Origin of the sequence: Capsulimonas sp. (assembly GCF_039929585.1) — a bacterium.
GTDB lineage: Bacteria > Armatimonadota > Armatimonadia > Armatimonadales > Capsulimonadaceae > Capsulimonas.
In genome coordinates, this window is the sequence record NZ_JBDSQY010000278.1 from 1 (window position 1) to 10,194 (window position 10,194).

Annotated in this window: 6 protein-coding genes; 4 read left to right on the top strand and 2 right to left on the bottom strand. The window is 58.1% G+C overall.

The genetic code is table 11. The annotated features are described in order from the left end of the window. The 4 genes from ABIZ35_RS20895 to ABIZ35_RS20910 all read left to right on the top strand — a co-directional run. Nucleotides 1-2,023: choice-of-anchor tandem repeat GloVer-containing protein (locus ABIZ35_RS20895; RefSeq protein ID WP_348221863.1), on the top strand; the 2,023-nt coding region annotated here is incomplete at its 5' end. Between the two features lie 475 nt (nt 2,024-2,498). Continuing rightward, a complete protein-coding gene (locus tag ABIZ35_RS20900) occupies nt 2,499-5,663 on the top strand; it encodes a choice-of-anchor tandem repeat GloVer-containing protein (RefSeq protein ID WP_348221864.1) in 3,165 nt (1,054 codons plus the stop codon). A 127-nt stretch (nt 5,664-5,790) separates the two neighbouring features. Further along, entirely contained in the window at nt 5,791-8,118 is a 2,328-nt protein-coding gene (locus ABIZ35_RS20905; protein ID WP_348221865.1) for a choice-of-anchor tandem repeat GloVer-containing protein, read from the top strand. A 201-nt stretch (nt 8,119-8,319) separates the two neighbouring features. Beyond that, nucleotides 8,320-9,009, top strand: coding sequence for a dual specificity protein phosphatase family protein (locus ABIZ35_RS20910; RefSeq protein ID WP_348221866.1), 690 nt, complete (start codon nt 8,320-8,322; stop codon nt 9,007-9,009). Nucleotide 9,010: 1 nt separating this feature from the next. Here ABIZ35_RS20910 and ABIZ35_RS20915 read toward each other — a convergent pair whose 3' ends face one another. Next, a complete protein-coding gene (locus ABIZ35_RS20915) occupies nt 9,011-9,838 on the bottom strand; it encodes an isocitrate lyase/phosphoenolpyruvate mutase family protein (RefSeq protein ID WP_348221867.1) in 828 nt (275 codons plus the stop codon). Continuing rightward, on the bottom strand, nt 9,835-10,194 hold a 360-nt coding region (locus tag ABIZ35_RS20920), incomplete at its 5' end, for a carboxymuconolactone decarboxylase family protein (protein WP_348221868.1). The genes ABIZ35_RS20920 and ABIZ35_RS20915, both read right to left, overlap by 4 nt.

Genomic DNA, 10,194 nt, shown 5'->3' on the forward strand with positions numbered 1-10,194 from the left:
GTTCATCCCCTTGGTTCAGGGACGAGATGGATATTTTTATGGCCTGACCAGTGGAGGTGGTTACAGCGGCGGCGGCGGCGCCTTCTTCCTGATTTCCCCTTCCGGCTCCTTCGCTGTGCTGAACAACACGTTTGGTAATCGTTTTGTCTCGCCTGCACTGGGATATGGGCCAAAATTCATCACCATCGGCGAGGACGGATTTGTCTATATCACATTGGATGCAGGTGATCTCGTCAAAATGACAACTACCGGATCCGTCAATCACATATGGCATTTTGACGAGAATACAAGTTTCGGCGGCGCACCGACGGATGGAGTGATCCAATCGCACGACGGCAGCTTATACGGCGAGACATCTTCGGACAAATACAATACCAGCGGCAGAGTATTCAAAATTGCTCTAGACGGCTCCGTATCAACGATCCATCGTTTTGAAGATGGGAGCGTACCGAATGATGGCGCAATGCCGCTGGGAGATTTATTAGAAGCGCCGGACAACAATCTTTATGGTGTGACTTCGAAGGGCGGCCTCTACAACCAAGGGACAGTTTTTAGGATCACTCCCAGCGGAAACGTGACGATTTTGCACTCGTTTGGCGACGCCGCTCACAGCAATTCATTCGTGCGCCCGATAGCGCGTCTCGCCCTGGGGAGCGATCAATATCTCTATGGCAGCACGGGCTCAGCGCTATTCAAAATTTCCACCAGCGGCGTGTACCATGAATTCCCTGAGGTCCCCTTCTACTCGTCAAACTCCACGGCTCCGGCTATTTTGGCGACGGATGGCAACATCTACGTTTCTACGAGTCGAATGCTGTATCGGATCACTCCGTCCGGCGTTACAACAGCAATCTGTGCCATCGAGAATGGAAATCAGGGACTGGCGCAAGGACGCGATGGCGCCTTTTATTTAACACACCCCTACGGCTTTGACCGTTCAGAAGATGGCGCCGTGTACAAGCTCACGCTCACCAATCGAGTTGTGGGAGCAATCTCGCCAGCCTCCGTTCAGGCGGGGCGCGGAGATTTTTTCCTGACCGTCACAGGATCAGGGTTTCTGCCCGGTGACACCATCAATTGCGGTGGATACCCGTTTCCCACCTCATTCGGGTCGGAGAGTTTGCTGCGCGTAACGATTCCTTATTGGCTCGTGGCCTCACCACAGACTCTTAAAGTCTTTGTGACCAATGGCAACGAAACTCCAACGCCCGCGCCGAGCCTTGTTGTCACGGCCGCTCCGACACTCACGCGGCTCTCGCCCGCTTCCGTTCAGGCGGGACACAACAGTTTCACGCTCTCCGTCGGCGGAACAGGTTTCGTCGATGGCGCGCGCGTTTACTGGGGCGGAGCGGTTCTTCCGACGACTTACGTTTCGCCGTCCCTGCTGACCGCAACCGTCAGCGCCGCGCTAGCGGGGCCAGTCAATCCGCTTGTCCCGATCACTGTCAAAAACCCAAACGTCGCCGCCAGCAACGCCCAAAACTTCACCGTTACGGATGCGCCGCAAATCACGGCGTTTTCTCCCAGCAGCGTGCAGGCGGGACACCGAGACTTCAGCTTGACGATCACAGGAACAGGCTTTGTCCGCGGCGCCACGGTGTATTGGAACAACACGCCGATGACGACGGGGTACTTTTCCCCTAACCAATTGCTCGTCAATGTCCCGGCGGCGTATGTGGCGAAATATGGATCGCCGCAGCTGCGTGTGGCGAACCCCGACGTCGCGCCCACGGCGATCTCCAAATACACGGTTACGGATCCGATCTTCCTCACATGGCTGTCGAACGATTCCATTAAAGCGGGTTCGCAGAGCTACCAGATCATCCTCGGAGGCGCGAACTTCGTCAACGGCGCCCGCGCTTACTGGAACGGCTCCGTTCTCAGCACGACATACGTATCGTCGTCGCAGTTGATCGCCATCGTCAACGGAGCTTATGTCAAAGCCGGCGTCCCTGGAAAAATCACCGTGACCAACCCTTACGTATTGCCCACAGCGCCGCTGACCGTTACGGTTACGCCGTAACTTGCATGTGATTTCGACTGCATTCTTTTCGCCAAAAGAACGCAGTCGAAACGGCAACACGCGAGCAATAATAAGTTTCCATTCCAACCGCATTTTTGGTATAATCGGTAAATAGTTGCCTAAGCCCACATTTTTACGTCTGCGCGACTATTATCATAATCGGGCCACCGTAACACAGCACAAATAGTGAATGCTGCGCCGATGCTGTGGACCTATTACAGCGCCCCTATGCCTATCCGAAGTAAGTGCAAGAACAACACACCACCAGCCTGGGAGGATTTTCTGCACTTTAACCCTACTTTACGACAGTAAATTCCTACTCCAAACCGAGAACGAGTATTTTCGTTCTCCCAATTCAACGCACCACTCACGTTCACGATCGCTCCTGGAAGACTTGCATTTTTGTCTCGTCTGCTTTCTCTCAAACGCAAGCAGACGTGATAAGAATGCAATCTTATGAGAAATCCATGGAAACATGGGGAAAGCATTATTCATCGACATGAAATGGCAGACAAAACCAATCCGGGCGTTCGGCTGCGTCGCCACGCTCGCGGCGCTTCTAATGGCAGCGCCACCCCATCCCGCGCAGGCGCATATCGATTTTACCGTCCTGCATAATTTTCTCCCGGGGCCTCCCAACAGCGAGGGGTTCAATCCTTCCAGCCAGCTAGTCCAAGCCAGTGATGGAAGCCTTTATGGAACGACCTGGGAAGGCGTGCCGCAATATAACGGCGCGATTTTCAAGATCACGCCATCGGGAGTTTTTCAGGTTCTGCACCGGTTTGGAGACGGCTCGCTTCCTTTCGACGGCAAGTATATCGGAGGTCTGAAATTAGGCGGCGACGGAAACTTATACGGAACCACATTACAGGGAGGAGCGTTTGGATCGGGAATGCTGTTCCGGATGTCTCCCACGGGCGCGATCACGATCCTGCATTCGTTTGGAGATCCCTCGATCCCCAACGACGGCAGATTTCCCACAGGAGATCTCACCCCCGGCGCTGGGGGATTTATTTATGGCGTGACAGGCGGTGGCGGAGGCCCGACACCGCCCAGCGGATTATTTCCCGCAGGCACGGTCTATCGGATCTCGCTCACGGGAGCCGGCTACACGATCCTTCACGTATTTCGGGACGGTTCCATAATCAACGATGGATATGGGCCTGCCGGCGGGATTACCGTGGCCAGTGACGGGAGCCTCTATGGAACGGCGGCGACCGGCGGTACTTACTCGAACCTGGATGGTACAAATTACAACCATAATTTCGGCGCCGCCTACAAAATCAGCCCTTCCGGCGCTTACACGGTGCTGCATCGGTTTGGAGACGATCCTTATCCAGGCAGCGCCTCAATGCCGGTATCCACTTTAGTAGAAGGCGGCGACCACAATTTTTACGGGACTGCGGGCGGAGGCCCGTTCCCGTTTTGGGGTACGGTCTACAAAATGTCCCCTCTGGGAGCGGTTACCCTCATTCATGCATTCGCTGGAGCCCCTTCCGATGCAATCGGATCGCCGGCGACACTTGTGAAGAGTGTAGATGGGTCGCTTTATGGAACAACGGGAACGGCGGTAATCGGTGGCGGCGAGTCCAACCCACCCTCCACAATTTACCAAATCACTCCCACCGGACAATACATCCTGCGGCATCTGTTTCTTACGTCTTCTCCCGAAGGTTACGATCCACGCGGCGGACTGATTGTCGGAGCGGACGGATCGTTTTATGGAACAACGGCGAGTGGAGGCGCTGCGGGAAGCGGCGCGGTCTTCAAGGCGACCATCGTGCCCGATCCGTCCATATCGCAGATCTCACCCTCCACAGTGACCGCAACGCACGTCACCTTCCCGCTGACGGTGACGGGCGCTAACTTCTATCCCGGCGCGGTCGTCAACTGGAATGGCTCCCCGCTGCAAACGACCGTCGTCTCGAGCACACAGCTCACGGCCACGGTCCCCGCATCGCTGGTAGTCTCTCCAGGAGCGGCAAGCATCACCGTCGGCTACCCGGACCGTCTGACGCAGACCTCCGCGCTGACGCTGACGATCACGGCCGCCACCGCGCCGACGCTGACTTCGATCACTCCCTCCACCATCCAGGCGGGACACAGCAGCTTCACGATTACAGGCGCCGGCGCGAATTTCCAGCCCAATACGACCCTTTACTGGAACGGGGGAGCGCTTTCGACCACGGTCGTTTCCAGCACACAGGTGACAGCCACGGTCCCCGCATCGCTCGTAGCGACCCCGGGAACGGCGGATATCGCCGCAGGCTATGCGGACGAAACAACGAGAACGTCGGCGCTGACAATGACGATCACTCCTGCGTCCGTTCCCACACTGACAGGGATCTCCCCGGCAACCGTCCAAGCGAAGGATCCAAGCTTCCTGCTCACAGTCACGGGCACAGGATATTTGGCGGGCGTTGCGATCTACTGGAACGGGGATCCGCTGCCGACCACGATCGTCTCCGGCACGACGCTGACGGCAACCGTTCCCGCATCGCTGGTGGTCTCTCCTGGAACGGCGAACATTACCGTCGGCTATCTGTCGGAGCCGACCCAGACACCCGCGCAAACGCTCACGATCACTCCCATTCCTACTCCGACGCTGACCGCGATCTCACCGTCCACAGTTCAGGTCGGCCATTACGGATTTACGCTCACCGCCACCGGAACGAACTTTGATTCCGGCGCGATCGTTTACCTCAACGGCTCTCCTCTGCCGACCACCGTGGTAAGCAGCACACAGCTCACGGCCGCCGTCCCTCTTTCCGCGCTAAGCGCACCCGGCGTCGCATCCATCAAGGTCAGCTCCCCGCTCGAAGGGGATACCGCCGCATTGCCCCTAACCATCACGGAGCGCTCGACGCTGACCTCGCTGTCACCCAATACCGTGCAGGCAGGATCCAGTGACTTCACCTTCGCCGTCAATGGGACGGGATTTGTGTCCGGCGCCCAAGTCGTGTTCAATGGCGCCTATATCACCACGCATTACGTCACGCCCACGCAACTGACCGCCACCGTCCCGCGAGGATACATCACAACTCCAGCAGCAGCCAGCGTTACCGTCATCAACCCCAATACAATTCCAGACGCGCCGCTGCCGTTTACGATCACCGGACCGGCTGTTCCCGCGCGCTGCGCTCCCAGCACCGTCCAGGCAGGACACACCAGCTTCAATCTGTCCATCGTTGGGACCGGCTTCACGTCCAGCACCAAAGCCTTCTGGAACGGAACGCTTCTGACCACCTACTTCATCTCCAGCGGACAGATCGTCGCCACCGTCCCCGCCGCCTTTGTCGCCGCGCCGACCACCGCGACCATCACCGTCACGCCGACCACGCCCGCCACGACGCCGATCTCGTTCCCGGTCACGGCGGCGCCAGTATTCACCGGCATGACCCCATCGACAACCACCGCCGGACATGCGGACTTCACGCTGACCGCCATCGGAACGGGCTTCGTCGTCGGCGCTCAGATCACCTGGAACGGGACGCCGCTGACGACCACCTACGTATCGCCGACCAATCTCACAGCGACCATCCCCGCCGCACTGGTGATGAGCGCGGGAACGGCGACGCTCAAGGTCATCAACCCTGGTGTCGCCCCGACCGGACCGCGCACATTCACCATCACGCCGTAAGAGAGCGCTCACGACCGTACGCTTCCGTCTTAGACAGACGGAAGTGCGCATTACCTTTCACAGTTTGTCGTCAATTATGCAATTCCCGGATGATTACGTAAACAACCAACAGAGTCTGGAGAAACCAATGTCCTTTTTCAAGCATTCCCTGATCCAAAGAACTCACTTCACAGTTCAATCCACCCTTTTAGGCGTTTCGTCCAGTATCGCCACGCTTGCCCTGGCGACGCTCCTGACCACAACGACTGTCGAGCCTACCTATGCTCATGGCGTCGTTACCATACTGCACAAATTTCATGACGTCTCAGTCGCAAATGACGGAATGAATAGCGTGGGCAAGCCTATCCAGAAGGCCGATGGGATATACGGAGTAACAAGGGGTGGCGGCTCCGCAGGATACGGGACTGCATATAAAATCAGTAATTCGGGCGTGTACACCATTCTTCATAATTTTCAGGACGGAAGCACACCGAACGAGATCGGCGTCCCATGCGTCGGCTTGACCCTGGGAAGCGACGGTAATTTCTATGGGATAACATCCACTTTCGCCGATGGCGTACCGCTGAGGGTCGGTCCTGCGGGCGCGATCTTCCGAATGACAAGCGACGGTGTTGTGACAATCCTACACCAATTCGACGCCGTCTTCAATGGCTCCGCCACTTATGATGAAGACCGGCCGAGCGGAAGTCTCCGTGAAGTCTCGCCGGGCGTATTTTACGGATTAACCTCTGCCCACAATGAACCCTCCGCCGTTCACCAAAACGCGATAGTGTACTCTATCACATCGGCGGGAGTTTACACCGTAATCCATACCTTCAATGATCCCTTCAACCCGGCTGGAGAGCTTCTGCTCGCCAGCGACGGCAATCTATACGGCACGGCAACGAGTACTGCATTTGGCGATTACGGAACGGTGTTTCAAATCACTCCGAATGGGAGTGTCAACACCGTGCACAGTTTTACACGTGACTCCAATGCTATCACCACGCCTCAAGACGCTTTAATGGAGGGCGCGGACGGCTACCTCTATGGGGCGGGGATCGGCGGCGGGATAGCCTTCCATGGCGGCATTTTCAAAATGACCAAAACAGGCGTTACTACGACAGTACACTCCTTTGGATTAGACGAAGGAGTCTCAGACGACGGCCTTGTCCGAATAGGACCGATGGTCCAAGACAGTTCCGGCGCTATTTACGGAACTTTCCCAGGCGGAACCTTCGGATATGGACTGCTCTTCGAAATCGATCCTTCCGGCGTCCTCGGCATCAAACGGAATTTCAATCGCTTCAACCCCGAAAACGCCTATCCTATCGACGGCGTAACCCTCAGTGCTAACGGCGTGCTGATTGGAGCGACGAGAGGCGACTCGTACTATAATTACGGAACCGTCTACAAGATCGCGCTATTCCCGGATCCAACGTTGACACAAATCTCTAATCCCGTGGTTCAAGCAGGTCATTATCCCTTCTCGCTGACGGTCACCGGAACCAACTTCATGACCGGCGCAACCGTTTATCTGAACGGAACGCCACTCTCCACAACTTTGAGTTCCAGCACGCAGTTGATTGCGGCTGTTCCTGCGGCGGACGTCGCCGCATCGGGAACGGCAAACATCACCGTGGGTTACCCGCAAGAAGGACAGACGTCCGCGCTGCCGTTGACGATTACTCCGGCAACAACACTCGTATCGCTGTCTCCCAATACCGCACAAGCAGGATCGAACGACTTCACCTTCGCCGTCAACGGAACGAACTTTATCCCCAGTTCGCAAGTCGTGTTCAACGGCGCCTATATCACCACGCATTACGTCACGCCCACGCAGCTCACCGCCACCGTCCCGCGAGGATACATCACCGCCCCAGCAGCCATGAACGTCACCGTCATTAACCCTGGCGTCCAGCCGACCGCCCCGCTGCCCTTCACGGTTACCGGTCCCGCCGTTCCCGCCCGCTGTGCGCCCAGCACGGTCCAAGCAGGACACGCCAGCTTCAATCTGTCCATCGTCGGGACCGGCTTTACCTCCAGCACCAAAGCCTACTGGAACGGAACGCTCCTGACCACCTACTTCATCTCCAGCGGACAGATCGTCGCCACCGTCCCCGCCGCGTTTGTCACCGCGCCGACCACCGCGACCATCACCGTCACGCCGACCACGCCCGCCACCACGCCGATCTCGTTCCCAGTCACGGCGGCGCCAGTGTTCACCGGCATGACCCCATCGACAACAAACGCCGGACATGCGGACTTCACCTTAACCGCCATCGGAACCGGTTTCGTCGTCGGCGCCGAAATCACCTGGAACGGGACGCCGCTCACGACGACCTACGTATCGCCGACAAACCTCACGGCGACCATCCCCGCCGCACTCGTCACGAGCGCGGGAACGGCGACCGCCAAAGTCATCAATCCCGGCGTGGCCCCAACCGGACCGCGCACGTTTACGATTACGCCGTAGTCTAATCCTCACATCACGCCCTCCTCGTTCATGACTGAACGAGGAGGGTATTTTCTTTTCTGCGAAGCTTATGAACAAATTCCCATCTCAGACAATTCGCCTATGGATAATTCAGCCCTGGGAAGTGTGGGAAGCTCTGCAAGCACAAAAGACGCTTCTGGAATCGGAGCGTGTCACTGAGTTCCAAGGAATCCGTCGTCCATGAAGTACGCGTTCACGCTCGCGCTTATCGGCATCGCTCAGCTGTACTTCGCGCGCGAAGCGGGGCCGTGGGGATGGCTGTTGGCGTGGTCCGGACTGAGCTGGCTTCTGGTGGGAGCGGCGTACCAGCCCATTGGGCCGCGTGTCTTCGGAAAGCGTGTGGATGGGACAATGGCGGGCGTGAACGTCGCGCTGCTGTTGCCGTATCTCGCTGTCACCTGGGGTTTGTGGGAGATCCAAAAGCGACTCAGCCGCGAGGAGCGCAGTCATGAAATCGTGAAAGGACTTTGGCTTGGCCGGCGCTGCTCCGAGAGTGAACTGCCTCCGGGGACCATGCTCGTCGCCGACCTGACGGCGGAGTTTGGAGAGCCTCGGAAAGTGCGGACAGGACGCGGGTATATCTGCCTTCCCACGATGGACGCCGCCGCGCCCTCCCTGCCGGAGTTTGAACGAATGGTGTCGGCGATCACCGCGTGCCCCGGCGCCGTTTACGTTCACTGCGCGCTGGGACATGGACGCTCGGCGACCGTTGTTGCGGCGGCGCTGATTGCGCGCGCGGATGCAGCCTCCGTCGAAGAAGCCATTCAGAAAACGAAGACGGCGCGGCCCGGGATTGAGATCAACGCCGCACAGCGCGATCTGCTCGATCGCTGGGTCAGTTCGAGGCCAAGTCCCGAAACTTCACAATGAATTAGCGCATCATCAGACCGTTCATTTCCGGATAGCTGATGAGGTCGGCGTAAGCCATGGAGAAGGCGCCGTCTTCTCTTAGATGCTCCATCATATTCCGCGCCTTTGTCATTGCCCCTAGGAACAGAACCGGTCCCGTGCTCACACGGCGGACGCCAAGCGCTTCCAGTTCTGGGATTGAAGGCATACCCGGCAGCAGCAGGATGTTGAGCGGACCGTTCACCGACTGGATCAACGCGGCAATTGTTGGCGCATCCATGACGAAGGGCGCGAAGAGGCAGTCCGCGCCAGCTGCTTGATACGCGTTCAAACGGCGCACGGCTTCGGCGAATTGTTGGTCCGGGGCGAGGGTTCCGGGATGAAAGGCGTCTGTCCGGGCGTTGATGACGAGCGGGACACCCTCGGAATCGCCAAGAGCGCGCAGCGCGGCGATCTTTTCCACTTGGAGCCGCATGTCCATCAAGGCGCCGCTCTCATCGGAGTCCTCCAGGTTGACGCCGACCGCGCCGGCGGCGAGCACGCCCCGCCCCGTTTCGACGACTTCGGCGACAGTATCACCGTACCCCGCTTCGATATCGACCGTCACGGGAATCTGGACCGAGGCGACGATTCGGCGAGTCAGATAGAGCATCTCATCACGAGGCGCTCCCTGATGGTCGGGATAACCCAGCGCCCAAGACATGCTGGCGCTCGCAGTCGCGATGACAGGAAAGCCCGCTTCCTCAACCACTCGGGCGCTGGCGCAGTCCCATATGTTTGGCAGTATTAATACCTCTGGCCCCTGGTGAAGATCACGCAGCAGAAGCGCTTTGTCTCGTTGTGTTTTCAATCGACTCTCTCTTTCATTGTTGGGATGGCGCCGACGCCGACCATCAGCCGGTTCCAGGAATTGATGACCGTAATCGTCGTCAGCAGCCCCACATATTGGCGCTCCGTAAATTGGGCCCGCACTCGCTCATAAAGTACATCGGACACGCCGCCCTCGCCAATTCGTGTTACGGCCTCGGTCAGCTCCAGCGCAACGCGCTCGGCTTCGTGGAAGCACGGGGCCTCCCGCCAGACGGCGACCAGATGCAGGCGGTCGTCGGTCACCCCATGCCGGCGCGCTTCCTGTACATGCATATCCAAACAATAGGCGCAGCCGTTGATCTGGGAGGCGCGCACTTTGAGTAATTCGCGCAGACC